The sequence below is a fragment of the Polyangium sp. 15x6 genome, from assembly GCF_029960785.1.
Taxonomy (GTDB): domain Bacteria; phylum Myxococcota_A; class Polyangia; order Polyangiales; family Polyangiaceae; genus Polyangium.
Genome location: NZ_JASBQE010000122.1, coordinates 1 through 25,267 on the forward strand (window position 1 = coordinate 1; position 25,267 = coordinate 25,267).

The 25,267-nt window shown below is 68.8% G+C and carries 16 protein-coding genes; 5 read left to right on the forward strand and 11 right to left on the reverse strand.

All coding sequences use genetic code 11. The features are described from left to right. Positions 1 to 168: 168 nt before the first annotated feature. The 3 genes from QHF83_RS46460 to QHF83_RS46470 all read right to left on the reverse strand — a co-directional run bounded on the left by QHF83_RS46460 (position 169) and on the right by QHF83_RS46470 (position 4,250). Complete coding sequence (locus tag QHF83_RS46460) at positions 169 to 1,368, reverse strand: MFS transporter (RefSeq protein WP_282424577.1); 1,200 nt, start codon at positions 1,366 to 1,368, stop codon at positions 169 to 171. A 313-nt stretch (positions 1,369 to 1,681) separates the two neighbouring features. Further along, a complete protein-coding gene (speA, locus tag QHF83_RS46465; protein WP_282424578.1) occupies positions 1,682 to 3,616 on the reverse strand; it encodes a biosynthetic arginine decarboxylase in 1,935 nt (644 codons plus the stop codon). 265 nt (positions 3,617 to 3,881) lie between these two features. Beyond that, positions 3,882 to 4,250 (reverse strand): hypothetical protein, encoded by a 369-nt coding sequence (locus tag QHF83_RS46470; protein ID WP_282424579.1) that lies wholly within the window; start codon positions 4,248 to 4,250, stop codon positions 3,882 to 3,884. 276 nt (positions 4,251 to 4,526) lie between these two features. Between QHF83_RS46470 and QHF83_RS46475 the strand changes: the two genes are divergently transcribed. Both QHF83_RS46475 and QHF83_RS46480 read left to right on the forward strand, forming a co-directional pair. Beyond that, positions 4,527 to 5,021: a ferritin-like domain-containing protein gene (locus QHF83_RS46475; protein WP_282424580.1), complete on the forward strand. Its 495-nt coding sequence runs from the start codon at positions 4,527 to 4,529 to the stop codon at positions 5,019 to 5,021. Between the two features lie 50 nt (positions 5,022 to 5,071). Next, positions 5,072 to 5,899 (forward strand): GNAT family N-acetyltransferase, encoded by an 828-nt coding sequence (locus QHF83_RS46480; protein ID WP_282424581.1) that lies wholly within the window; start codon positions 5,072 to 5,074, stop codon positions 5,897 to 5,899. Between the two features lie 318 nt (positions 5,900 to 6,217). Here QHF83_RS46480 and QHF83_RS46485 read toward each other — a convergent pair whose 3' ends face one another. From QHF83_RS46485 to QHF83_RS46500, 4 genes are all read right to left on the reverse strand, one after another. Then, positions 6,218 to 10,357, reverse strand: a complete 4,140-nt coding sequence (locus tag QHF83_RS46485; protein WP_282424582.1) for a HEAT repeat domain-containing protein — start codon at positions 10,355 to 10,357, stop codon at positions 6,218 to 6,220. 66 nt (positions 10,358 to 10,423) lie between these two features. Next, positions 10,424 to 12,328, reverse strand: a complete 1,905-nt coding sequence (locus tag QHF83_RS46490; protein WP_282424583.1) for a hypothetical protein — start codon at positions 12,326 to 12,328, stop codon at positions 10,424 to 10,426. Between the two features lie 240 nt (positions 12,329 to 12,568). Continuing rightward, positions 12,569 to 13,849, reverse strand: a complete 1,281-nt coding sequence (locus tag QHF83_RS46495) for a serine protease (RefSeq protein ID WP_282424584.1) — start codon at positions 13,847 to 13,849, stop codon at positions 12,569 to 12,571. Between the two features lie 83 nt (positions 13,850 to 13,932). Next, a complete protein-coding gene (locus tag QHF83_RS46500) occupies positions 13,933 to 15,306 on the reverse strand; it encodes a hypothetical protein (RefSeq protein ID WP_282424585.1) in 1,374 nt (457 codons plus the stop codon). A gap of 69 nt (positions 15,307 to 15,375) precedes the next feature. On the opposite strand from QHF83_RS46500, the gene QHF83_RS46505 reads away from it, so the two are divergent. Both QHF83_RS46505 and QHF83_RS46510 read left to right on the forward strand, forming a co-directional pair. Then, positions 15,376 to 16,098 (forward strand): hypothetical protein, encoded by a 723-nt coding sequence (locus QHF83_RS46505; protein WP_282424586.1) that lies wholly within the window; start codon positions 15,376 to 15,378, stop codon positions 16,096 to 16,098. 39 nt (positions 16,099 to 16,137) lie between these two features. After that, positions 16,138 to 17,763, forward strand: a complete 1,626-nt coding sequence (locus QHF83_RS46510) for a hypothetical protein (protein ID WP_282424587.1) — start codon at positions 16,138 to 16,140, stop codon at positions 17,761 to 17,763. 124 nt (positions 17,764 to 17,887) lie between these two features. Here the strand turns inward: QHF83_RS46510 and QHF83_RS46515 are convergent, their stop codons facing one another. The 4 genes from QHF83_RS46515 to QHF83_RS46530 form a co-directional block, all read right to left on the reverse strand. Further along, positions 17,888 to 18,856, reverse strand: coding sequence for an HD domain-containing protein (locus tag QHF83_RS46515; protein ID WP_282424588.1), 969 nt, complete (start codon positions 18,854 to 18,856; stop codon positions 17,888 to 17,890). A 79-nt stretch (positions 18,857 to 18,935) separates the two neighbouring features. Further along, positions 18,936 to 19,433 (reverse strand): histidine phosphatase family protein, encoded by a 498-nt coding sequence (locus tag QHF83_RS46520; RefSeq protein WP_282424589.1) that lies wholly within the window; start codon positions 19,431 to 19,433, stop codon positions 18,936 to 18,938. A gap of 47 nt (positions 19,434 to 19,480) precedes the next feature. Continuing rightward, a complete protein-coding gene (gene recA, locus QHF83_RS46525) occupies positions 19,481 to 20,602 on the reverse strand; it encodes a recombinase RecA (RefSeq protein ID WP_282424590.1) in 1,122 nt (373 codons plus the stop codon). A 208-nt stretch (positions 20,603 to 20,810) separates the two neighbouring features. Then, positions 20,811 to 24,074: an outer membrane protein assembly factor gene (locus QHF83_RS46530; protein WP_282424591.1), complete on the reverse strand. Its 3,264-nt coding sequence runs from the start codon at positions 24,072 to 24,074 to the stop codon at positions 20,811 to 20,813. Between the two features lie 98 nt (positions 24,075 to 24,172). Between QHF83_RS46530 and QHF83_RS46535 the strand changes: the two genes are divergently transcribed. After that, on the forward strand, positions 24,173 to 24,985 hold the full coding sequence (locus QHF83_RS46535; RefSeq protein WP_282424592.1) for a PhnD/SsuA/transferrin family substrate-binding protein: 813 nt from the start codon (positions 24,173 to 24,175) through the stop codon (positions 24,983 to 24,985). Positions 24,986 to 25,267: the final 282 nt, after the last annotated feature.

Sequence of the window (25,267 nt, forward strand, 5' to 3'; positions counted from 1 at the left end):
CGGCAGCGCTGCCGTCTCGGCTGGCGAAGCCGCTCGTGGTCTTGGCAGGGCCTCTGTTCGATGAACTGCGCATCGCGCAGTTCATCGACCCCGAGTCCAGCGCTTGCGCTGGTCCGGGGTGCAGGGGGCGGACAGCCCCCTGCTGGGGTGCGGGGCAACGCCCCGCTCTCAACCCTCCGCGGGCGCTTGCTCCACCGGACGCTCGACGCCGCGGCGTTGCAGCGCGAGGAGGAGGCCGAGCAGGCTGAAGGCGGCGCAGAACAGGCCGTACATCACGACCTGGTCGCGATCGATGAGCCAGCCGGCTGCTGCGGGGCCTGCGATTTGCGCGAGGCTGCCGAGGGACTGGCTCACGCCGAGTACCGTGCCTTGCTCTTCCTTGGGGACGCTCTTCGTGATGAGCGTCGTCACGCTTGGGCGTACCACGGCTGCGCCGAAGGAGCCGAGCACGACGAGCACCAGTAGAAACCCGACGTTCGTGGCCAGGCCGAGCAGGCAATAGCCGAGGACCATGGTCCCGAGGCCGATCGCGGTGAGCCGCTCCTCGCCGAGCCTCTTCACCAGCCGCTTGAGCATCCCGCCCTGCACCATCGCGCCGATGAGCCCCGACAGGCCGAAGATGAGGCCTGCTTCGTGCAGCTCGTAGTCGAACTGCTTCTTCAGGTAGACGCCGAGCGCCCCCGTGAGTGCGGCGAACGAGAGGCTGAAGAAGAAGAACTCGGCGAGGTGCTTGCGCGGGCCGGGACGCGCCAGGTACTCGGCCATTCCCGAGAGACGCCGGCCCGTCTGGGCTGTCGGCTTGCGCGCTGGCAGGAAGAACGCCGTGAGCAGGATCGCGAGCAGGCTCAGCCCTGCGGCTGCGAGCGTGGGCGGCTTGTACTTGAAGAGCGGATCGGGATCATCGCGGAAGACGTACGTGAGCAGCGCCGTGATGCCGGGGCCGAGCAAGAAGCCCGTGCCGAAGGCGATCCCGAAGAAGCCGAAGGCCTGCGTGCGCTCCTCGTTCGGCTTCGTGACGTCGGAGATGTACGCCTGGGCGATGCTCAGGTTGCCCGCCGTCAGGCCCGCGATGATCCGGCCGACGAACAGCATCTCCAGGCTGTGGGCGGCCGCGAGCGTGAGCCAGCCGATCAGCGTGCCGGCCTGACTGAGCAGGAGCACTGGCTTTCGTCCGATACGATCGGAGAGCCGGCCGAGCATCGGGCCGGAGACGAACATCGCCGCCGCGTAGACCGAGGTCAAAAGCGTCGCCTGGAAATCCGACGCACCGTAATCCTTCGCGTAATACGGCAGCAGCGGCAGGATGAGCGTCAGGCCGAGGACGTCGACGAAGACGGTGAGGAATATCGGCAAAAGCGGGGATCGCATCGACGGCTCGCCTCGTTCGTACGGCGCGCCACGAGGCGTTCGGGTGGCGCTGGGCGCGCATCCTGACACAGGCGCCGCGAGCACGCCCTTCCGTCGCGTCACGAAACCACCTCGGGGGGCGGTCGCGACCGGGGAGACGGGCCACGAAACCACTTCGAAGAGCCGCGCGCGGCGGTCTTGGGTGGTTCGAAACCAGTTTGAAGTGCCGCGCGCGGCGGTCTCGATTGGTTCGACCACTTCGAAGGCGGTCGCGACCGGGTGGGCGGGTGGTTTCGGAGCTCGCGGGAGGCGGGCGCCCGGGGGGCGGGCGCCCTCAGAAGCTGAGGTAGGTCTGATCCTTGAGGCCGCGCTCGTAATCGGCGAGCAGGCGCATGCCCTCGGTGGGCTTCAGGAGGTCCTGCTTGATCGCGCCGTCGACCTGGGCCTTCACCTTCGCGATGAGGCTCTGCGTGTCGTACTGCGTCAGCGCGAGGACCTCGCGGATCTGGTTCCCCGCGATCGTCTCCTCGATGTAGTAGCCGCACTCCTCGTCGTCATCGAGGAAGACGTGCACCTCGTTCACCCGGCCGAACAGGTTGTGGATGTCGCCCATGATGTCCTGGTAGGCGCCGGTGAGGAAGATGCCGAGGTAATACGGCTCGTCGCCGCGCAGCGCGTGGAGCGGCAGCGTCTCCTTCACGTCGGAGAGGTCGATGAACTTCGAGACCTTGCCCTCCGAGTCGCACGTGATGTCGACGAGCGTGCTCTCCGCCCCGGGCCGCTCGTGCAGCCGATGGATCGGCACGACCGGGAAGAGCGCGCCGAGCGCCCAGTGATCGAGCAGCGACTGGAACACCGAGAAGTTGCAGATGTACTGGTCGGCGAGCTTGTTCCGTAGCTCGACGACGTCCTCGGGGATCTCCGCGGGATCGAGCGCCGTGATGAGCTTCTGCATGCGCTCGGCGGTCTCCCAGAACAAGGCCTCGACCCGCGCCTTCACGTCGAGGTTCAAGAGCCCGAGCTCGAACATCTTCTGCGACTCCTCCTTCGCCTGGAGGATGTCGTGCCACGACTCGGCGAGGTTCTGGACCGAGAGGCTGTCGCGCGTGTCGAGCAGGTTCCGAATGAGCTTGTGCTCCTCCGTCTGGATGTCGATCGGCGCCTCCGGGGTCTTCTCGATCGAGCCGAACGCCTGCACCACGAGCACCGAGTGGTGCGCGACGATCGCGCGCCCCGACTCGCTCACGATGTTCGGGTGCGGGACTTTCTCGTCGTCGCAGATGTCCGCGATGTTGAAGACGATGTCGCGCGCGTACTCCTCGACGGAGTAGTTCATCGACGAGTGGAACGTCGATCGCGAGCCGTCGTAGTCGATCGCGAGGCCGCCGCCGACGTCCATGTACTCGATGCGGTGCCCCATCTTGCGGAGCTTGGCGTAGTGCCGCGCCGCCTCGCGCACCGCGCGCTTGATGACGAGGATGTCCGGGACCTGCGAGCCGATGTGGAAGTGCAGGAGCTTGAACGCCGAGCTCATGCCCGCCTCCGCGAGGATCCCGCATGCCGCGAGGATCTCCGCCGTGGACAGGCCGAACTTCGCGTGCTCGCCGCCGCTCTCGGCCCACTTGCCGGCGCCCTGCGTCATGAGACGAACGCGGAGGCCGAGCATGGGCTCCACGTTCATTTCCTTTGCAACACGAACGATCGTCCGCACCTCGGAGAGCTTCTCCGCGACGAGGATGACCTTCTTGCCGAGCTTGCGGCCGATCATCGCGGTGCGGATGAAGTTCTCGTCCTTGTAGCCGTTGCAGACGATGAGCGACTCGTTGTCGGTGTGGACGCTGAGCCCCGCGAAGAGCTCGGGCTTCGAGCCGACCTCGAGGCCGTAGTGGTAGGTCCGGCCCGCTTCGAGGATCTCCTCCACGACCTCCTTCAGCTGGTTCACCTTGATGGGGAACACGCCACGGTAGGTGCCGCGGAACTTGAGGTCGGAGATCGCGCGGTTGAACGCTTCGTTCAGCGTCCGCACGCGGTGGTGCAAGAGATCCTGGAAGCGGATCAGGAGCGGGGTGCGAAGGCCCTGATCACGCGCCTCTTCGACGACGTCGATGAGGGCGATCTTGCGACCTCGATCCTGGAGGGGCGCCGCCGTGATGTTCCCCGTGGGGTTCACGTCGAAGTAGCCGCGGCCCCAGCGGTCGATCATGTAAAGGGCCTTCGCGTCGTCGGTGCTCCACGCGTCGGTGTCGGTGTCGTGATGGCTGCTGGTCAACGTCTTCGTCTCCCTTGGGACCCGAGGGCCATGGCCCTTGCGCGACGTGCTGTTCGGGGCAGAGCTCCCTCGCAGCGCGCGAGGGAGCCAGGGGCGGCTTTGAACGTGAAATGCTGTGCGACGGACGTCGGTCTTCCGGTACGTCCGTGCTGCGGCTCAATACGCCAGGAAGGTCGAACCTTCAAGGGTAGGGTGCGATGCCGAGAGGACGGGACAGACGAACGGGAGGAGGGGAAGGGGAGGAGGAGGGGAAGGGGGAGCGGGCTCAGGCCTTGGCGGCCGTCGCCGCCTTGGCGCGCTTCGACGCGGCCTTGTACTGGTCGTACAGGCGCGGAACCGGGAAGGCCTCGAGGCGCTTGCGGTAGCCGGCGTCCTTCGACCGGTTCTCGGCCGTCAGGATGGCGTCGATGAGCTTGGCCCGGGTGCCGAACTTCTCCTTGACCTCGGAGAAGGTCGCGTGGAGGCGCAGGAGCTTGGCGTTCGAGACGTGATCGAGGCCCTTGTCGCCGCCGCGGTCCGAGCTCGTGCGGCCGACCCACAGGTCCTCCGTCATGAAGCCCTTGAGCGCCTCGACGAGCTTCGCCTTCTCGCCGAACTTTTCCTTGACGATCGCGAGCGGTGCCTTGCGTGCCATGTCTTTCCTCCGTTTTGGCGCGAGATCACTCGCGCGGTGATGGGTAGGGGGCGCCATGTAGCAGACACGGCGGGGGGAACGCAAGGGAGGGCCGGGAGGGCGACCAGGGCGCATGGTTTTGCCTGGGCTCGCGCGCCTCTCGAAAGGCCGAGCCCGGGAGGCGCGTCTGGCAGGAAAAACCCTCCGAGGCGCGCGCGGCGCTTGCGGGGGATGCGTGGCCTCGCCAGGTAGCCCCCCGAGGGCGCGGCGCCCTCCACGGGACGGAAGGGAAGAGGCATGGACGAGAAGATCCTCCAGTGTCTGAACGAGCTCATCGCGCTCGATCTCGCGTGCGCAGCGGCCTACGAGGTGGCGCGCGGGGTCTGCAAGGACGAGGAGATCCTGGGGAAGTTCTCCGAGTTCCGAGAGGACCACCTCCGGCACGTGCGCGAGCTCGGCGAGCACATCCGCAGCGCGGGCATCGAGCCTCCGAGCGAGCTCGATACGAAGGGCGTGATCATCCAGGGCTTCACCTCGCTCGCCTCGCAGGAAGATCGGACGGCGGTGCTCGCGATGCGCGGCAACGAGGAGCTCTCGAACAACGCCTACGCGTCGGCGCTGCAAGCGGGGCTGCCGGAGGAGATCCGCACGCTCGTCGCGGCGAACTTCGAGGATGAACGGCGGCACATGCGCTGGATGCGCGGAGCCGTCGTGCTGCGCGGCTGGGACGTCGAGCAGCCGGAGCTCCGCGAGCTCTCGGTGGACGCCCAAGGCACGCGCAAGGCAGCTTGACGAGGCCGCGCGAAGGCGAGCGAAAGGCCTTCGGTGCTACGCTCCCATCCATGTCTGCGTTTTTCTCGGCGAGGCCCGCCACGGCCGCCGATTACGACACGTACGCGCGCCTGTTTCCCGAGCTCGGGACGGACGATCCCACGCTGTCGCGCGAGCCATGGGCCGCGGAGCTCATGCCCCACACGCTGATCCTGGAGCAAGGGAGCGATATCGTGGGGTACGCGTACGTGGTGGTGCTGAAGGAGACGGGGTACGTGCGCCACGTGGTCGTCGCGCCCGAGGCGCGCGGCAAAGGCGCGGGGCGCGCGCTGATGCAGGCGAGCGCCGAGCGATTCCGCGCGGCAGGCTGCTCGCGCTGGTGTCTCAACGTGAAGGTCGAGAACACCGTGGCGATCGCGCTGTATTCGTCGCTCGGCCTGGCGAAGGTGTACGAGTCGACGTCGATGCGGATCGGCTGGGAGACGCTCGCACGCCTGCCCGGCGAAGAAGAAGGGATCACGGCGCGGGTGATCGATCCGCGCGAGGACGCGGCGCTGGAGGCGGCATTTGGCCTGCCCATCGGTGCGATCACGATCTGTCGCGCGCGAGCGGGGTGGGTGCTGCTCCGGCTCGTGGACGCGGCGCAGCCAGAGGAGGCGCGGGTAGGGTTTGCCTGTTTCAATCCGTCATTCCCGGGTTCATTCCCGTTCCGCGTGGCAGGGCCGACGCTCGTTCGGCCCCTGCTCGAAGCCCTCCGGCCTCACGCGAGGCCCGAGGACACGTTCACGCAGGTCGTCGTGGAGGACGATCCCGAGACGAAACACGCGCTCGTCGAGGCAGGTGCGTCGGTGCGGATGGAGATCATGAACATGGCAGGGCCGATCCCGGAACGGGTTTGACCGGGCGCCGCGCTGGGGCGTTGCCCCAGGCCCCACCAGGGGCTATCCGCCCCTGGACCCGGACCAGCGCAAGCGCTGGACCCGGGGTCGATGAACTGCGCTTCGCGCAGTTCATCGAACAGGTCGAGGCAAGACCAGCTACGACCCTGCCGACCAAGACCGCCGTGACTGGCAACGCTGTCCCTGGTCTTGCCACCGGCCCTGTGGGAAGAACTGCGCATCGCGCAGTTCTTCCCCCTGAGGTCCAGGGCTTGCCCTGGTCCGGGTCGAGGGGCGGATAGCCCCCGCGGGGTCCGGGGCAGAGCCCCGGCGCAGCGCCTAGTTCGTGGCCTTGCCGGCGAGCAGGTCTGCGGCCGTCTTGCGGATGCGGGGCTCGGGGTCGCTCGTGGAGAGCTTGCGCAGGATGGGCTCGGCGGCGGCGCGGTCGAGTGAGGCCATCGAGAGGGCTGCGGCCTCGCGCACGAGGGCGTACGGGTCCTCCTGCGCGATCGTGGTGAGCGTGTCGAAGGCGACGCGGCCGCCTGCGCCCGCGCCGAGACGACCGAGTGCTTCGGCGGCGCGCACGCGGAGTGGCCAGCTCGGGGCTTCGCGACCGAGGCGCGCGACGGCGGCGATGGTCGCTGGGTGCTTGATCTTGCCGAGCGCGGCGAGGGCGGCTCGACGCACGCTCTCTTCGGGATCGGAGAGCGCGTCGATCACGGCGTCTTGCGCCTCTTTTTCGGGCCTGCGCGCCAGGAGCTCGACTGCGCGCGTGCGGACCTCGAGCGCTGGATGGCGGACGAGCGCGACGAATGCAGGGACGACGGCGGCGGCGATGCGCTCGATCGCGGCGGAGCTCGCGCGCGCCGCCTCGGGATCGAGCTTGTCGTCGCGGCCGAGCAGGGGCGCGAGCGAGAGCTCCACGTCGCTCGCGAGGAGCGCGTCTGCCACGACGCGGGCGCGATCGGGCGAGGTCGAGGCTGCGGCCACGGCTGCGCGTTCGAGCGAGGGCGCGAGCGCGACGAGGGCGCGGGCGCGGGCGGACGCGAGGTGTGCCGCGTCGGGGCCGAGGCCTGCGAGGATCTCCTTCATGGAAAGCGGACCATCGGGCACTGGCAGTGCTTCACCCGTGCGGGAGAAGTTCTTCGTGGCGAGCGCGGTCGCGGCGGCGACGGCGGTGCGGCGCATCGACTCGTCGGTCGCGAACAGGCTCGACGCGAGGGCGTTCTCGGCCGAGGCGCTCTGCGCGGCGTCGCCCTTCGGCGCGAGGCGCGCGAGGGCCACGAGGGCCGCCTGCCGGAGGATCGGCTCGTTCGCGTCGGCGAGCGCGACGAGCATGTGGAGGTTTTCGCTCTGGGAAGCGCCGACCTCGGCGAGCGCGTGCACGGCTGCGGCGCGCGCGGTCGCGCCGGCCTCGGGCGCGCGGGCGAGGGCCACCAGCGCGGGGGTGTACTTCTTGTCGTGCGTCAGCCCGAGGCCGAGGGCCGCGACGCCGCGCACCTCCGGCGAGGTCGAGCCGAGAAGTTTGACCAGCAAGGGTTCCGCTTTCTTGTCACCCATGCGCGCCACGCCCCAGGCTGCGGCGACGGCGATGGAGTCGCTCGGCAGGAGCGCCGCGCCCGTGTCCTTCGGCGCGAGCATCTGCTCGTAGCGCGGCAGGATCGACGGATCACGCAGCGCGCCGCAGGCGATCATGGCCCGCACGCGCAGGCTCTTGTCGGCCTGGCCCGTGGCGTAGTTGTAGAGGGCCGGTCCCGCGCTCTTGTTCTCGACGTACGCGAGCACCTCGATCGCGATCTTCTGCTGCGACTCCTTGTCGTCGGCGAGCGCGTCGAGCAGCGGCTTGATCGCGCGCGCGCCGATCTTCGCGAGCTCCGCGCGGGCCGCCTTCGCCGCGGGCGACGTGCCGCCCTCGTGACGCACCTTCTGCACGAGCGGCAGCGTCATCGCGCCGTAGAGCTCGACGAGCAGACGCCGGTAGATCCCCTTCTGCGGGTTGCCGACGGCGACGGGCAGGAGCTCGCGTTCGAGGGACTCGAGCGAGTTCTTGCCCAGGTTGATCTGCATGCTCATGCGCGCCGCGCGCGAGACGAGCTCCTCGTCGGGCGATGAGCGCACGACGCGACGGAAGAGGCGATCGGCCTCGTCGACCTGGCCGCTCGAGAGGAGCAACTCGGCGAGGTCGAAGTAGACCGGGAAGAGACGGTCGTTGCGCTGGATCGCCTGGCGATACTCGGCAATCGCGTGGACGTAGTCCTGCCGCCGGCGGTACATGTCGCCGAGCTTCTGATGACCGTTCGCGTCCTCGGGCGAGAGCTCCACGGCGCGCGCGGCGTACTTGATGGAGTCGTCGTCCCGATAGAGCTCGGCCGCATACTGCGCCATGCGCTGGTAGAACTCGCGGGCGCGCTTGGGGTTCACCTCGACGAGTTTTTCGAGGACGCCGATCGCGCCGAGCAGGTTTTGTTCGAGCACCAAGATTCGTTCGAGCGCGAGCAGGCTCTCCTCGTCGCCGGGCGCGAGCTCGGTGACCTTGCGCAGCGTGGCCTCGGCGTCCGCGAGGCGATGCAGGCGGCGCTGCACCTCGGCGAGCAGCCTTCCGGCTTCGAGGTCGGGCGGGGTCGCGTTGAAGCGCGCCGTGAGCGGCGCGACGCGGCCCGGGAGCTCGTGCGCGAGCGACCACAAGCTCACGATGTGCGTGCGCGCCTCCCGCGCGAGGAGCTTGTCGTTCTGCGCTCCGGCGAGCAGCTCCTCCCAGATCACGCGCGCCTCGGCGTAACGCGACGCGGCGCTGCCGAGCGACGCGGCCGTGCGCTCGATCGCGATGGCGAGGTTCTTCTTGTACCGGACGTTCGTCGGCTCGAGCTGGACGGCCTCGCGCAGCGCGTTCAGCGCTTCGAGCGGCATGTCGTGGTCGAGGTAGACCTCGCCGAGCAGGGAGTTCGCCCGCGCGCGGTTCGGCACGACCTGCTTGATGCGCGCCCACGTCTCCAGGGCCTTTTTCTTGTCGCCGGCCTGGTAGTAGCGATCGCCGAGATCGACGATGTACGTGTGGTCGGCGCCGCCCGAGGCCGCGAGCTTCTGCAGGACCTTGAGGGCCTTGTCCTTCTCCTCGACGCGCTCGTAGAAGTCGGCGACGGCGGCGAGGATCTCGGGCTCGCTGCCGACGCGCGCTTCGAGCTCGGTGAGCAGCTTCAACGCCTTCGGGCGATCGCCGCGCTGGATCAGCGTCTCGCAGAGCTCGAAGACGAAGTCCGGGTTCCCGGGCGCGGCCTTGATGAGCGCCTCGTACTCCTTGATCGCCGCGTCGAGCTCGCCCGCGGTCTGCAGGAGGTGCACGAGCTTCAGGCGCACGTCGATCGCGCGGCTGTCGATGCCGAGCACCTTGCGGTACGTGGCGATCGCCTTGTCGACGTCGCCCGTCTCCTCGTAGAGGCCGCCCAGCGTGGCGAGGCGCTGCGCGTCCTGCGCCTTCTCGGCCTCGAGGATCGGGATGAGCTCGGCGAGCTTGCCTTCGGCGCGGAAGGCGTCGGTCATGATGACCAGGATCTCGGCGCGCACGCCCGCCGCGCCGCCCGCGACCGAGAGCGCGCGCTTGAGCACGCTGAGCGCCTCCTCGGTCTTCTTCTGCCGCGCGAGGACCTGGCCGAGATCGCGGAGCGCGGGCGCGAGCGCGCGGTTGTCGCCGGCGGCGGCCTTCACGAGCTCGCGGAACTCGACCTCGGCGCGATCGTAGAGCGACCGCGCGAGCAGCTCCCGGCCGAGCTCGGCCTTCACGAAGAGCGAGCCCTGCGCGGCCTTCACGAGCGCGTCGTGATACTTCTTCGCGGCCTCGAAATCCTTCAGATCGAGGCAGAGCCCGAGGAGCGTGCGCGTCGTCTGCTCGAGATCCGGGCCGGGCTTGAGCAGGGCGAGGGCCTTTTCGTAGCTCGCGCGGGCGGCGGATTTGTCGCCGCGCTCGGACTGGAGCTGCGCGAGGGCGAGGATCGCCTGCGGATCGTTCGGCTTCTCGGCGATCGCGGCCTCGTACGTCTTGACCGCGTCCTCGGGGCGGCCGTCGAGCTTGTAGATGCCGGCGAGCGCGACCTTCGCGGCCCAGGCGTCGGCGCCCGGCGTGGCGGCGCGTTTCTCGAACTCCTCGACGAGCTTCTTGATGTTGCCGTCGCGCTCCCGATAGAGCTGCGAGAGCCGCTGGAGCGGGAACGGCGCGCTCGGCTGCGAGATGACGATCGCCGTGTACCGCGCGATGAGCGCGTCGCTCCCCGGGCCCTTGCCCCCCGCCTCCGGGTCGCCCTGAGGCTGCTTCGGCTGCTTCGGCTGCGCGGGCTTGCCCCCGCCGGGGCCGGGCTTGGGCGGCGGCTTCTTGCGGTTGCGCCCGGACGGGTCGAAGTCCGCGGCCTCGGCGCTGGGCGGCGCGAGGACGGTCGCGGCGAAGGGCAAGCCGAGGAGCAGGCAGCCGGCGAGGACGTGGGAGCGCACGAGCGGGAGGGTATCACGCGGAGGCAGCTCGAGCCTGCTCGCGGAGGGAGCGGAAGCGGCAGACTGTCAGTTTTTGCGGTGTTCGCTCGCGCTCGCCCGAGGCTTGATGAGCTCACCGAGCAGATCGGGTCTCGAGGCGTCGCGTTCCAAGTGCGGATATTTCTCCCCCTCGGTGTAGTTCACGAAATACGTCCTATAAAACCCTGCGTTCTCCACCAGCAGCTCGATGGGCTTCCGTGTCCGCAGGGCGTGTCGGAGTTCTTCGGCGGACCATTGCCGTCCATTCACCGCGATCAGCTTCATGCCGGGCGCAAGGCCGGCCAGTTCCGCTGGCATACCGCGGATGGCGTCCAGGATTTTCCCGTCCTCGTTGCGCGTGCGAACCCGTAGCCCGATCGAATAGCTGAAGTCTGCTACCCGTCGATACTCCTTGTCAATGGATTCCGCGAGCTCGTTGGGTTTGTCGGTATAGGTCAACTTCCACCCACTCGATTCGATGCCTCCGAGCGGAGCGCGCGGTCCCGTGGAGTTCAATCGAGCGTCGAAGAAACCCTTCCAGTCGTAGGGAGCCACGTCATCGAGGGCAGCGACCACGTCGTCGAACGTGTAGGGCTTCATCTCGGGGACGCCGCCGCTTCCGCCGTGAAAGAGGCGGATGAACTCGTCGAGCGACCGCTGGCCCTGGGTCTGGTGGCGGATGATCCCGTCGGCTTCGAGCCAGATCAGCACCCCCTCATCGTAGAAATCGGTGCCCCGTCGCCAGGATCTCCATTCCTGCGGCGCGTCGTAGAGGACCTGTGCCGAGATCGCCGTGTCTGCCAGGGGTCGCCACGTGCGTCCTGGCCGGGTGCGATCCAGATACGCAGCGGTGCTCGCAAGATCCTCCCGAAATTCCTCGGGCGTGAAGAGGCCGCTGCGGGCCGCGAGCACATTCCCCAGGTGTTCCGTGAGTCCTTCGTAGACCCACAGCAGCTCTCCCTTCATCGGCTGCTCGAAATCGGGTGTCGCCAGGCCGGCGGGGCGACGGTATTTCCCGTTCCAGGAATGCACGAACTCATGCGAGAGCAAGCTGCCCGTCAGCTGCTGCAAGCCGTAGGTGCCGAGGGAACGCTCCGGAGGCCGGTTGTCACTGGATTCATGGTGTTCGAGTCCGAGGTAACCACCCACGTGATCACTGAGCGATACCAGGAAACGGTAACTGCGATAGGGATGAGCGCCGAAAAGGGCATGGGCCTCGGTGACCAGTCGTTGGTAGTTTTCGACCATTTTTGACGGCATTTCCAGCGCCCACTCGGAATCGCCGGCCATGTCGATCTGGTGAGGCGGCAGGCCGGAGACGCTGAGCGGAATCGTCCGAAAATGAGCGCCGCTGAGGACCGGCGAGTCCACGAGGGTCGTCAGAGATACAGGGTCGAACTCGATGGTCTCCCCGCTCTGCCTTGCCACCGGTAGCGCGGTGCCGAACTTCCACCCGGCGGGAAGGCGCAACGTGGCGGCATAGGTCAGATCGCCGGGCGCGCGGCCCTGGGGAGAGAGTAAGACCTGATTCCAGCTCAACACAGCCAGTTGCGCACTGGCCGCCGAACCCTCACTTGCTTGGCTGGGTGAGATGTAGTCGAGCTCGGCCTCGATGGCATTCGCTCCGGCAGGCGCCTCCAGATGGAAGGCATACATGTCCACGTCGTCGCGTCTCCAAGCGAGCGTCTGGCCCGCGGCCGTGAACTTCAGTCCAACGAGGTTCGCAATCGGGCCCTCCGGGCTGTGGTGGCCGGGAATCCACTTGGGATACAGCAGAGTAAGAGGTCCCGGTGTTACGGGGATTATCAACTTGGCATGAAAGATCCGGCGGGGCGCTTCGCTCAAGTCCACGCTCAGGCGAATGGTCTGAGCCTCCGCGCTCCCGGCGCCGATCGAGATCAGCGCCACCGCGACCCAACTCACCCAGATTCTGGTTATGGAATTGTCTCGCATGGATGCCCCCCCGAGAGGCTTCTCCCGTGTTGCCCCACAAGAATGGTAGGGGGCTCGTCCGTGGTCGTAAATGGGGCTCGAGGCGCCAGGGGAAGCGAAGGCGAGTCGCGAAGGGGAAAGCGGCGCCGCGGCGAGAAACGCCCTGGCGCAGGACAACCCGAGCAGATCCAGAAAGTCGTACTCGCAGGAGTCCTTGTTTTCAGTGCCCCGCGCAGGCGGAGGCCCCTGCCTCCTCGTATTTCATTCGTATCCGGCGAGGCGCCAGTGACCCTGCTCGAAGCGGAAGCGCATCGTCCGGCGCTCGCCCGAGCCGAGATCCATGCCCACGCGCACGAATCCGCGATCGTCGTAATCGCGCACGTCCTTCTCGACGACGCGCGAGCAAGGATCCCCCGTGATGCCCTTTTGCCGCTTCAGGTCGACGTAGAGATAGGCGAACGTGAGCCCGCGCAGGTGCTCCATCACGTCGCCTTTTTTCACGGCGGACACGAGCTCGCCGAAGGCCTCCTCGTTGACCTTGGGTTTGCCCGGGGTGATTTCGCCCGTCTCCTCGTTGCGCTGCGGAGGTTCATTCTCGATGTACCTGAGCTCCCAGGTGGGCACGCCGCGCTCGGCGACGAGGCGATCCGAGACGAGCGAGACCGTCGAAATGGGAGGCTCGCCGCCGATGCTGAGCTCGTCCGTGAGCTCCTTGCACGAGCCCTGGATCTGCTTGATCGTCGCCTTTACGTCCGTCTTCGACGGCACATTGAAGGCGCGATCGAGCACGCCCTTCACCGTGGCGGCGGGGACGGCGCTGTAGAGGTTGTCGTTCGAGCGCATCGTCAGGGTGTTGATGCCGATGACGTCGAGCGAGTCCTTGCGGAAGAGCGGGCCGCCGCTGTTGCCCGGATCGATCGCGGCCGTGTGCTGCAGGAACGAGGACTTGTGGCCGCGCACCGTGACCGAGAAATCGGCGTTCGAGATGGTGCCGCTCGTGAGCCTGTACGATTGCTGATCCCCGACGCGCGGATATCCCGAGGCCTGCACGGCTTCGTCGTTCTTCGTGGTGCCATCCGAGAGCGTGGCCACCGCAATGGCGCTCGTCGCCAGGCTCTCGGGCACCTTCACGACGGCGACATCGTATTTGTCGTCGACATAGAGGACCTCGCAATCGTTCAGCGACGTGTGTTCGTCGAGGATGATCGTGACCTTCGGCGCGCTGTCGACGACGTGCCGGTTCGTGATCAGCACGAGGCCCTTGCCGTCCGGTGTTTTGAGGAAAAAACCGCTGCCGGTCGAGGTCCAGCCCACGCCGGCGGTGCCCATGGCGTCCGGGAGGCGCGATTTCTTGACGGTCTCGACGAACGCCGTTTTCACGTCCTCGGGCAGCTCGGCCTTGACGCGAACGGTGGCCTTGCGCTGCATCTCGGGCACGTTGACCTTGGCCGCGGCGGAGGGCTCCTTCGTCTCCGGAAGAGGCGCTCCGCCTCCGCAGCCCATCAGGACAAGAACCAAACCGAACGCGAGCCTGGAAGCCATCGGCACATTCCTCGTGGGGGTGGATGGAAACCGCGAACCTCGATCAGACACGACTCCGAGGCCCTTGGCAAGCCGTCCCACGATCAGCGGCGGAACGTGGACAGGGCCGCGAACAGCGCAAAACCAAGCACGACGAGCGTGATCACGAGCGCGACGCGCAGCGCCGGATGACTCTCGCGCGCGGATTCCACGATACGTCGTTGGTCCTCGGACGGAATGGGCGCGCCGGCCTCGTCGCTCGCTTCGAGCGAGACGGCCGCGGCGAGGTTCGCGTCGAGAGCGCGCTGCGACGCCCGCGTGCGCACGAGGATCAAAAGGACTTCCGCGAGGGCCGCGATGGCGACGAGGAAGACGGCCGCGCGCCGCGCCGAAGAGGCTCTTGCCTGTTCGCGGGCTTCGGCGGCGGCCGATCCATCGAGGAGGAGCTCGAGGCGGGGCGCGGAGGCGGATGCGGCGTGAGGTCCGAGGGGCCAGGCCGTCGTGGCGTCGCCGCGCTCGCCGGGGTCGCCGGAGAGGATGATCTGCGCGGGCTCTTCCGGCGGCTTCACGTCGAGGTGACCGCGGAAAAAACCGACGTCGTCGCGCGTGACGGGGACGACCGCGCCGAGGATGCGGCCCGCGTCGGTGACGATGGAGGCGTAGACACGATCGCGCGGGGCGGGCGAGACGAACGTGAGGCCGGCGTGGAGGTCGGGGTCGAGCCAGATGGCGCCCGGACGCACGGGCAAGAGGCCTTCCCAGCGGCCTTCGTTTCCGTCGGGATCACGCGCGGTGATCGCGAGCTCGACGTGGTGCGCGAGGGGCGTGACCGTGAAGGAGGCGGCGCCACGCTCGTCCGTGTCGGTTTTCTCGGGCGTGATCGTCGCGCCGGGCGCCGAAAGCGAGAGCGTGATGCCCGCAAAACTCGGGCGATAGGGCGAGACGTGCTCGGGCAGGCCCACGGAGACATCGAGCGCCTCGGGGAAAGGCGAGACGAGGTGGCCGCGGCGCGCGCGCACGAAGAAGCGGTGATGGCCGCTCGAAACGCCAGCGATGTCGCCCGCGATGTCGCCCGCGGGGGCGCCCTTCGGAGGAGGCGCCCGGAGCGGCACGATCCCTTCGGCGAGGACCGTTTTCCCCTGGAGAACCCGGACATCGAGCGGGCCGGTGAGCGGCGCGGTTTTCTCGACCGAGGCTTCGCCCACGCCGTCCGGGCCGAGCGAGACCGCCCGGGGCGCGAGGAGCGCTCCGGCGTCCGTCACCTCGACGGTCACGCCTTCGAGGGCCGCGACGTCGTCCACGCCGAACAGCCTTCGCGCGCCTTCGAGGCGGAGCGCGAGCGTCCGGCCGCCGGCCACGGGCACGCCGCGGACCCGCACGAAGGGCGCGGGGTTCGGCGAACCCGGGCCGAAGAGCACGAGCGCGGTGACGGTCACCGAGGCCGCGGGCACGACGTAGGTGGCCAGGCGACCGAGCATGCGAGGCCGAGTCTACCGCGGTTGGATTGCGTTCGGGCAGCGCATCCGATAGAGCAAGCGCGAGGGACGATGGGAGAGGCAAAGACGAAGAAGGGCGGAAAGAAGGCGCCTTCGCGGGACGAGGTCGTGCTGAAGCTCCGCTCGGATCCGCGCACGGAGAAGCGGTTCGAGCCGAAGAGCTCGCCGTCGGCGATCCTGTCGGTGCTCGCATTCTCGGTGGCGGCGGTGCTCGTCGGGGCCGGGACGTACGGGCAATGGCTGCGCGACGAGGCGCTCGGGCCGCACAAGGCCGCGCCGTACCTGCTCGCGGCCGGCGCGGCCGTGCTGCTCGTGACGGCGCTGTTCGGGCCGCGGCCAGCGCAGACGATCCGCGTGGGCGACGCGGGCGTCGGGGTCGAGAAGGGTGCGAACGAGATCGAGCGGATCGCGTGGCATGCAGTGCGCCGGATCGTGCTCGGCGATCGGACGCTGACCGTGGAGGGGGAGGGGACGTCGATCATGATCTCCCTCGCGGCGCTGCCCGAGGCGGCGGGCAAGGTGCTGCGCGAGGCGCGCGAGCGGATCCCGGCCAAGATGGAGGACATCAAGGCGGGGGCGCTGGAGAACGGGAGCGAGGGCGCGGCCGAGACGCTGCCGCTCGAGCCGGCGCAGGTCGCGGGGCTCAAGTGCAAGGCGAGCGGCAAGCTCATCGCGTTCGAGCGCGACGCGCGCCTCTGCGGCCGGTGCGGCGAGGTCTACCACAAGGATGCCGTGCCGAAGCGCTGCGCCACGTGTGACGCGCGGCTCAAGTAGTCCGTCCACGGACATCGGGCCTCGGGTACGCTCGGGGCCATGTCGACATCGCACCTCGAATCTCCGCGCAAGATCCTCGAGCTCGGCACAGGCACCACGGCCTCTGCGTGGCTCGGGAGTTCGGGCCTCGTCGCGTTTTTGACGTCGAGGCCGGCCCGCATCGCGGTCACGCCCGTGACGGCGACGAGCGGAGAAGCGATCGATCTACCCCGCATCACCGCGCAGGAAGTGGCGCTGCTGTCGAAAGACGTGGCGCTCGTTCGCGACAAGGAAGGAACGGTGTGGTCCGTGCCGCTCGGGGATCCGTACCGGGTGCGCGAGATCGTGCGGGACATGCGGACGCTCTTGCCGCGTCCTTCGGGGGAAGGCGCGTTCGCGATCAGCGACGAGGGCAAGGTGCTCACGCTGTCGCTCGGTCGCGGCGAGGTCGGCGCGCGGCCCGTGGAGGTCCCGGGGCGCGTGCGCGCGGGAGACGCGGGAGACGGCGTGACGTACCTCCTGGCCGAAGGCGAGCAAGGCGGGCAGCTGCGCGTGTATCCGGGCACGACGCCGGAGCGCGGGCCGAGCGCGCGCGTGACGTTGCCGGCGGAGGCGGCGGAGTTCGATCAGGTGCGCGGCGGGCGCGTGTATTGCGCGGTGTTCAAGCGCGGCGGGACGGGGCTCTGCTTGGTGATACGGGACGGGGCGCGCGCGGAGGCGTCGCTCGTCACGCTGGAGGCGCCGATCGCGGATGCGGTGGTGACGGAGACGAGCGTGGTCGTGGCGTTCGCGAATGGGAAGCTCGCGCTGTACGACGCTGCGTCGCTGGCGACGCCGAGCGAGGGGCCGAGGGCGCCGGTGAGCACGACGGCGGCGGGCGGGAAGGGGCGGCCGCGTGTGCTTCTGGCGACGACGACGAAGGGGGCGACGTCGATCTGGATCGGGACGGCCGAGGGCGAGGTGTTGCGCGCGGCGGTCGTCGAGGCGGCCGCGGCGCCGGAGCCGCCGGCCGCGGAGCCTGCGGCGCCGGTTGTGCAGGGGCCGTCGACGGAGGAGGTCGAGGCGCTGCGGAAGGAGGTCGCGTCGCTGCGGGGGGCGCTCGCGGAGAAGGGACGCGACGTCGAGACCGTAAAAACGCTCCTCGATGAGAGGCATCGAGAGGTCGAGACCGTAAAAACGCTCCTCGGTGAGAGGGATCGAGAGGTCGCCACCGTGAAGACGTTGCTCGACGAGAAGGGTCGAGAGGTCGACGGACTGAAAGTTTTGCTCGACGAGAAGGGTCGAGAGGTCGACGGACTGAAAAGTTTGCTCGACGAGAAGGGTCGAGAGGTCGACGGACTGAAAAGTTTGCTCGACGAGAAGGGTCGAGAGGTCGACGGACTGAAAAGTTTGCTCGACGAGAAGGGTCGGGAGGTCGACGGACGGCTGAAAAGTTTGCTCGACGAGAAGGGTCGAGAGGTCGACGGACTGAAAGCTTTGCTCGACGAGAAGGGGCGAGAGCTCGAACGCGTGCAAGGCGGGCTCGAAACGAGCAAGCGCGACCTCGCGCGTGCTCTCGAGGATCTCCGCGAGGAGCGCGCGAAGTACGAGCAGAGCCTCGGCAAGCGGCTGGACGGCGTCCTGCCCGAGCGCGTGCGCAGCGGCGTCGACTTCGTCGTCTCGCTCGTCGAGAACCGCCGCCGCTGAGCCTCCTTGCAAAGGCCGCATCGCGGCCTTTGCACCAGCGGTCCAGCGCTTGCGCTGGTCCGGGTGCAGGGGCGGATAGCCCCTGCTCGGGTCCGGGGTGAAACCCCGGCGCGACGCCGCCTCCCTAAAGCCCGAAGCGCCCTGCGTTATCCCGCAAGAACGCGAGATACACGTCGGCACACTGGTGCGACGGGACCTCGCCGCTGTCCACCGCCGCTTCGAGTGCCTTCTTCAGCTCGCCGATCTTGCGCGACGGCGGCAGACCGAACGAGCGCATGATCTCGTCGCCGATGCCGCTCGGCAGCGGGGGCACGACGGCGTCCTGCTTCTGGATTTGCTCCACGCGATCGGCGAGATCGCTGATCTGGCGCAGACCCTTCTTCTTTTTCTCTGGACGCTTCGTGGTGATGTCCGCGCGCGACAGGTCGAGCAGGTCCTGGAGCTGATCGCCCATCTCCTTCGCGAAGCGGCGCACGGCGCTGTCCGTCCACGAGGCCTCGTACTGGCTCGCCCGCAGGTGGTGCAGGATGAGGAACCGCACCGAGCTCTTCAGCGCCGGCTCCGGGTTGAAGAGCGGCAAACGCCGATCGAGCCGGTCGAACATGCGCGCGCCTACCTCGGCGTGGCCGAAGAAGTGAACCTCTCCCGAGGGCGAGATCGTCCGCGTCTTGACCTTGCCGATGTCGTGCAGCAGCGCCGCCCAGCGCACCTCGAGCCGCGGCACGGCTTGCCGCACCACTTGCTTCGTGTGCTTCCAGACGTCCTTGTGACGCCACTCGCCGTCGCCGAAGCCGACCATCGCTTTGACCTCGGGCAGCATTGCGGCGAGCGCGCCGCACTCGAGGAGCGCGTCGAGACCGTCTTCGGCGTCGCGCGACATGATGATCCGGTCGATGGAGCGGCGGACGTCGGGGAGATAGAGCGACGAGGCGGCGCGGAAATCCTCGCTGTCGGCGACCGGGTGCGTGGGCGCTTCGCCTGGCTCGGCGGGCGGCGGCGGCGTGCCTCTCTCGGCGCGCTCGACGGCCCAGGCGAGGGCCGTCATGGCGCGTTGCGGATCGGGGGACTTCGGGGCCTTCGTCTCTTCCTGCACGCGAAATCTCGGTGAAAACGGGGGGAGGGAGGGGGAGGGAACGGGTAGCGCGGCGCGCCTTGCCTGTCGAGCGCGCGCGTCACCGGTTCGGGCGCAGCACCGTCGTCACGCGGAACGACCCGTTGAGCTCGGCCCTCACGCCCGGCCCGCTCGCGCGCGCGACACCCACGAGCATGCCCGGATGCAAGCCGAGCGGCAGCTCCGCCACGTCACGCACGAGCAGACGCAGGAGCGCGATCACCATCGGGTGATGGCCGACGAGCAGCGCGTCCGCGTCCGACGCGGCGAGCTCGCGCAGGAGCGAGACCGCGGGCGACTCGTCCGGTTCGAGCTCCGAGAAGGTCTCGATCGGGATCGCCGCGGCCCCGAGCGCGCCGGCCATGAGCTCCGCGGTGTGATGCGCGCGCTGGTACGTGCTCGCCACGATGCGGCCGAGCGTCGGGCCGTGCTGGGCTCGTAGCGTCTTGCCGATCTCCTCGACGCCGAGGATGCCTTCGGAGGTGAGGGGGCGATCGCGGTCTCGCCCCGTCGGCGAGCTGTCGGCCGCGAGGCCGTGGCGCATCACGTAGAGATTCATGGGGACGAGAGGGAGCCTGCCATGAAGAAGGCCCCCTCGGGGATGGCTCAGTTGGTCTTCGCGGGCGCGCGGCGGCCTTCGGCGGGGGCTCCGGCGGTCTTGCCGGCCGGGGCGGACGCGGCCTCGGGCGCTTTGCCGGGGCGCTGGATGCCGTGCTTGGCGAGCACGAGCGTCTCGATGCGCTCGAGCACGTCCGGGTGCTGCTCCAGGTAGGTGCGGGCGTTCTCGCGGCCCTGGCCGATGCGCTCGCCCTGGAAGGAGAACCAGGCGCCGCTCTTCTCGACGATGTTCGCCTCCGTCGCGAGGTCGATGACGTCGCCGGCGTGGCTGATGCCCTGGCCGTAGAGGATGTCGAACTCCACCTCGCGGAAGGGCGGCGCCATCTTGTTCTTCACGATCTTCACGCGCGTCCGGTTGCCGACCACGGCGGGCTCCTTGCCGCTCGCGGCCGCCTCCTTGATCTTGCCGATCGCGCGGATGTCCATGCGCACCGAGGAGTAGAACTTGAGGGCGTTGCCGCCGCTCGTCGTCTCGGGGTTGCCGAACATCACGCCGATCTTCAGGCGGATCTGGTTGATGAAGATGAGCAGGCAGTTCGACCGGGCCACGGTGCCGGTGAGCTTGCGGAGGGCCTGGCTCATGAGGCGGGCCTGGAGGCCGACGTGGCTGTCGCCCATGTCGCCTTCGATCTCGGCCTTGGGCACGAGGGCGGCGACGGAGTCGACCACGATGATGTCGACGGCGTTCGAGCGGACGAGCATGTCCGCGATCTCGAGGGCCTGCTCGCCGTAGTCGGGCTGCGAGATGAGCAGCTCGTCCGTCTTCACGCCGAGCTTCTTCGCGTAGTTCACGTCGAGCGCGTGCTCGGCGTCGATGAAGGCGGCGACGCCGCCGGAGCGCTGGATCTGGGAGATCGCGTGCAGGGTGAGGGTGGTCTTGCCGGACGACTCCGGGCCGTAGATCTCGATGATGCGGCCGCGGGGGTAGCCGCCGATGCCGAGGGCGATGTCGAGCGAGAGCGAGCCGCTGGAGACGGCGGCGACGTCGTCGTGCAGGCTCTGCCCCTCCTTGAGGCGCATGATCGCGCCCTTGCCGTATTCCTTCTCGACGCTCGCGATGGCGAGCTCCAGCGCGGCGAGCTTCTGCTTCGGGTTCTTCTCGTCACTCATGGCGACCTCGGGGGGCAGGGGGGCAGTGAGGGTAATGGGTTGCGGCTGGGGGTTTGGGGGCGTAGCTAGGCTTGTCCTAGCGTAGCCCCCAAGCGTCAGAAAGCGCGCCACGAACCGTTCGTCTGGGCTGCGTATACTGTCCGGCTGTTCAGGAGGCAAGGCTGAACGGCGGGAGAGCGGACAGGTTATGTCCGATCCCAAATTTCCGTCAGAAGAGGCCTATGGAGAAGTGGAAGGCGCCGATGTCCTCCCACTGGCGGCGGTTCAGGTTGAAGCCGTAGTCGAGCGCGAGGGGGCCGATGGGGGTCGTGATGCGTAGCCCCGCGCCGAGGGCGTAGCGGAGGGTGAAGTCGATGGCCGTCGGCTCCTTCCAGAGGTTGCCCGTGTCGAGGAAGAAGCCGGCCTGGAAGAGGTCGGTGACCGGCACGCGGAGCTCGAGGCGCGGGTTGATCGAGAGGTCGCCGCCGCGGATCGGGACGTTCGCGAGGACGGCCGAGCGCGTGGTCTGGCCCTTCGCGATGAGCCCACGCGCGACGTCCTCGGGCACGAGCGCGTCGGCGAGGAAGGCGCGGATCGTGTCGACGCCGCCGAGGAAGAAGAGGCGGTCGGGGTAGGTGGAGCTGCCGTCCTTGAGCTGGAGGTTGTAGCCGGCCGCGAGGCTCATCGCGATGCTCGGGCCCTTCGAGCCGAGCTCGAAGTAGCCGGCGACGCGGCCGGACATGCGGAGGAAGTGGCTGTTGATCGTGGCCTCGCCCTCGTCGGTGGGCAGCGCGTTGACGTGCTCGACGCCGAACGCGACGAGCGCGCCCTTGGTGGCGGCGAAGGCGCTGTTGCGGCCGTCCCACGCGAAGTTGATGCGCTCGGCGACGGCGAACGTGCTGCCGAACGGCACGCGGAGGAGCGGGATGAGCGGCGAGTCGATGGCCGTCTCGTTGAAGACGTCGACCTCGTTCACCTCCGCGGACGCGCCGAGGCGCATCGTGATGGTGCGGCTCGGCCGGTAGGCGAGCGTGGGCACGAGCGCTTGCCGGCTGATGCCGAAGCCGCGCTGGTTGTCGCGCACGTCGATGCCGTCGACGGAGAGGCTCACGAGCGGGCCGAGCCCGATCTCGGGGAACGTGATCGACGCGGTGTTCCGGCGCTCGAGCTGCTGGCCGACGCTGAGCTTCTTCTCGTAGTCGGCGCGCACGCCTGGATCGAGGACGATGAAGTCGAAGAGGTAGGAGAGCTGCACGCGCAGGGTGAGCGCGATGGCGAGGCCCGCGATGTTCTTGTGGCCGTACTCGACGGCGAAGCGCAGGCCCTCGCCCGTGGAGAAGCCAACGCGCGGATCGAGGTACTGCGGGACCTGCTCGGTCACCGTGACGAGCACGCGCTTCTGCTTCTGCGGGACCTCCGGATCTTCGAGGCCCACCGAGACGCTGGAGAACGCGCCGAGCGAGCCGATGCGCTCCTCGCTGCGCCGCGCGTCACGCTCGACGAAGGGTTTGCCCTCCTCTAGCGCGATGCGGCGCAGGATGAGCTCTTCGCTGGTGCGGAGCGCGCCGCGCACGACGAAGCCGCCGACGATGACCTGATCGCGCTCGGTGATCGCGAAGCGCGCCCGCGCCCGCGTGCGATCGGGCGAGGGCTCGATCGCGGCCTTCACCTCGGCGAACGCATAGCCGCGATCGCGGTAGGACTCGACGAGCCGGAGGCGCGCGGCCTCGAGCTCGATCGTGGAGAGCGGCTTGCCGAGCTCGAGGCGGCTCGTCTCGAAGAGCGCTTGCTCGGAGAGCGTGCGGCTTCCTTCGAAGGCGACGTCGTGCAGCAAGGTCTGCGGGCCGAGGTGCATCGGGATGCGCAGCGCGATCTCACGCGAGCACTCGACGTGCTTCACGGGATCGGGGCGGCACACGAGCGTCTGCGGGGGATCGGGCTCGGGCAGCGGCAGGCCGAGGGCGTCCTTCGCGCAGAGGGCTTCGTTCGGCTCGCGCGGCTCGGGGATGCAGCGGCCCGCGGGGGAGCGCGCGCTGCACGTCGCGCGCTCGACCTGCACGGGCCCGACGACGGCGTTGAGGTAGCCCTTGCTGTAGGCGAGATCCTTCAGGTGCTTGAGCGCGCGCTCGTAGGTCTCGGGCGCGTACGTCTCGGCCGGGTTCAGATCGAGCGGCCTCGCCACGGCGCGCGGCCCGCGCCCGCCAAAGAGCGCCGAGACCGCGTTCGGATCCTTCAGCGAAAAACCCTTGTCGCCGGGCAGATCCTCCACGAGGAAGCTGTCGATCTCGCCGCGCACCTGTTCGGCGTTCCAGGTCTTCGGCAGGCACGGGAAGATGCGCTGCGCGACGCGCACCTGATCGCCCTCGTCGATCCGCAAGACGAGGTGGTGCACCGGATCGTTCGGGCCGCCGCGCTCCTCGGGGACGACGCGCGCGTCGAGGAAGCCGCGCTGCACGTAGAAGCGGGTCAGCCTCTCGACGAGCTCCTGCGTCTTCTGCTCGAGGCCTTTCTTCGGCGCGATCGCCGCGGAGAGCTCGACCTCGTCGACGGAGCGGTTGCCCTCGAAGACCGGGACGACGCGCGGCCCGGGCGTGACGTACACGAAGAGCTCGCTGCTCGACGCCGAGAGCCGCACCGCGTGCTTGACGTCGGCGCGGTAGAAGCCGTTTTCCCGCAGCACCTCGGCGAGATCCCGATCGGCCTCCTCGAGCAGCGGCTCGTCGATGCGCGCGCCGACCCCGAGCCGGTAGCGTTCTTCGAGGCCGTTCACCTCGCGCTCCATGCCGGGCGTGATCACGAAGTAGCGACGCGTCACGGTGCGCGGCGCGCCCGCGTCGATGTCGATGCGCAGGACGACGCGGCCCGGATCGTCCGTGTCCGAGACGTCGGACGTGACGTTCGCTTGCGGGTAGCCGTGATCCGCGTAGTACCGGCGGATCCGCTGCCCGATCTCCGTCAACATCGGCGCCGTGATCTCGCCGCCCTCGCGCACGCGCGCCGCGTCGAGCGTCGCCGCGCGATCCAGCGTCGCGCCCGTGAGCCGGATCGAGGCCACGAGGCGCCGCGGAAGCACGTGCGCCCGCAGCACCACGCCGTCTCCCTCGGCGATCGCCTCCACGGTCACGCGCGCGAACTGCCCCGTCTCGGTGAGCTCACGCATCACGGTTCGCGCGGCCGAGGGCTCGAACGGTTCGCCCACGCGGATCTTCGTGATGCGCAGCGAGGTGCTCCATCGCGAGCCCACGGTCACGACGTCGACCCGCTTGATCGGTTTGCCCGTGAGCGCGCTCGTGTCCGGCGGCGGCGAGAGCTGCGGCGCGGCGAGCGCGGCTTGCGGCTCCTCGCCGGCGAGCGCCGCGCGTTCGCCGGGGCTCGTCCCCTGCTTTTTCGCGTCCTCGGCCCCCGCCGCGCCTGCGCCGAGCAGGCAGACGAGCGAGCATGCCGCGGCGAGGCAGCGGGCTCGTTGGGACCGGGAAAAACGCGGGATGGGCACGGGCCGAGGTGGATGGGGGCACGGAGGGGCTCGCGGCCCTTTGGAGACGCCCGTCCCGATGCTACCGTCCGCCCGAGTTGCTCGCCAAAAGGTACGGCATGGCTGATCCGACGATCCTGATAGGGGCGGTCGCATACGACCCGAAGGTCGTGACCATCTGGGAGGGCATGCGTGAGCACTTCCAGGAGCACGGCGTGTCCCTCGATTTCGCGCTTTTCTCCAGCTACGAGCGGCAGATCGAGGCCCTGCTCCACGGGCACGTCGACATCGCCTGGAACTCGGGCATCTCCCATGTGCGTGTGAAGCGGCGCACCGAAGGTAAGTCCATCGGCATCGCCATGCGCGACCGGGACCGCGACGTCTGCGCGAAGATCCTCATCCGCCGGGAGGTCGTCGTTCGGAAGCTCACGGATCTGCACGGAAAGGTGCTGGCCGTGGGGACGCGGGACTCGGCGCAGTCGCGGATCTTGCCGCTCTACTACTTGAAGCAGGCAGGCGTGGATCTGAACCAGGTGAAGATCCTCGCGTTCGACTCCGACGTCGGCAAGCACGGCGACACGGGCGCGAGCGAGCTCGCGGTGCTCGCGGCCGTGCATGAAGGTCGGGCCCACGCGGGCGCGGTCGGGAGCCTCGTCTTCCAGGCCGAGCAGGCGGCGGGGCACGTCGATCCGCGCATCGTCGACGTCCTCTGGACGACGCCGACGTTCGACCTGCGCATGTTCGACGCGATGCCCACGCTCGCCGCGGACAAGATCGAGGCGTTCAAGCGCATCCTCTCGGAGATGGCGTACGCGAACCCGAAGCACCGCAAGCTGCTCGACATGGAAGGGCTGCGCCGCTGGATCCCGGGTCGCGAGATGAGCTACGCGCCCGTGCGCGCCGCGCTCGACGATCTACCCGGCTTCGGCTGAGCGCGGGGCTTTGCCCCGCACCCCAGAAGGGGGCTGTCCGCCCCCTTCACCCCGGACCAGGCACGGCCTGGACCGAGGGCCGAGAAACCGCGCGATGCGCGGTTTCTCGGACGAGCCCGTGGCGAGACCACGAGCGGCGTTGCCAACCAAGACAGCAGCGCGGTCGTTCCTGGTCGCGACGTTCTCCCTGTCGACAGCGCGCATCGCGCGCTGTCGCCCCGGGTCCAGCGCTTGCGCTGGTTCGGGTCCAGGGGCGAACAGCCCCTGGTCGGGCCCGGGGTG

Excerpts from the sequence above, each read along its gene's own strand:
- QHF83_RS46460 (WP_282424577.1), bottom strand. The coding sequence starts at position 1,368 with ATGCGATCCCCGCTTTTGCCGATATTCCTCACCGTCTTCGTCGACGTC.
- QHF83_RS46475 (WP_282424580.1), top strand. The coding sequence starts at position 4,527 with ATGGACGAGAAGATCCTCCAGTGTCTGAACGAGCTCATCGCGCTCGAT.
- QHF83_RS46480 (WP_282424581.1), top strand. The coding sequence starts at position 5,072 with ATGTCTGCGTTTTTCTCGGCGAGGCCCGCCACGGCCGCCGATTACGAC.
- QHF83_RS46490 (WP_282424583.1), bottom strand. The coding sequence starts at position 12,328 with ATGCGAGACAATTCCATAACCAGAATCTGGGTGAGTTGGGTCGCGGTG.
- QHF83_RS46520 (WP_282424589.1), bottom strand. The coding sequence starts at position 19,433 with ATGAATCTCTACGTGATGCGCCACGGCCTCGCGGCCGACAGCTCGCCG.
- QHF83_RS46535 (WP_282424592.1), top strand. The coding sequence starts at position 24,173 with ATGGCTGATCCGACGATCCTGATAGGGGCGGTCGCATACGACCCGAAG.
- QHF83_RS46495 (WP_282424584.1), bottom strand. The coding sequence starts at position 13,849 with ATGGCTTCCAGGCTCGCGTTCGGTTTGGTTCTTGTCCTGATGGGCTGC.
- QHF83_RS46470 (WP_282424579.1), bottom strand. The coding sequence starts at position 4,250 with ATGGCACGCAAGGCACCGCTCGCGATCGTCAAGGAAAAGTTCGGCGAG.
- QHF83_RS46510 (WP_282424587.1), top strand. The coding sequence starts at position 16,138 with ATGTCGACATCGCACCTCGAATCTCCGCGCAAGATCCTCGAGCTCGGC.
- QHF83_RS46500 (WP_282424585.1), bottom strand. The coding sequence starts at position 15,306 with ATGCTCGGTCGCCTGGCCACCTACGTCGTGCCCGCGGCCTCGGTGACC.
- recA (WP_282424590.1), bottom strand. The coding sequence starts at position 20,602 with ATGAGTGACGAGAAGAACCCGAAGCAGAAGCTCGCCGCGCTGGAGCTC.
- QHF83_RS46505 (WP_282424586.1), top strand. The coding sequence starts at position 15,376 with ATGGGAGAGGCAAAGACGAAGAAGGGCGGAAAGAAGGCGCCTTCGCGG.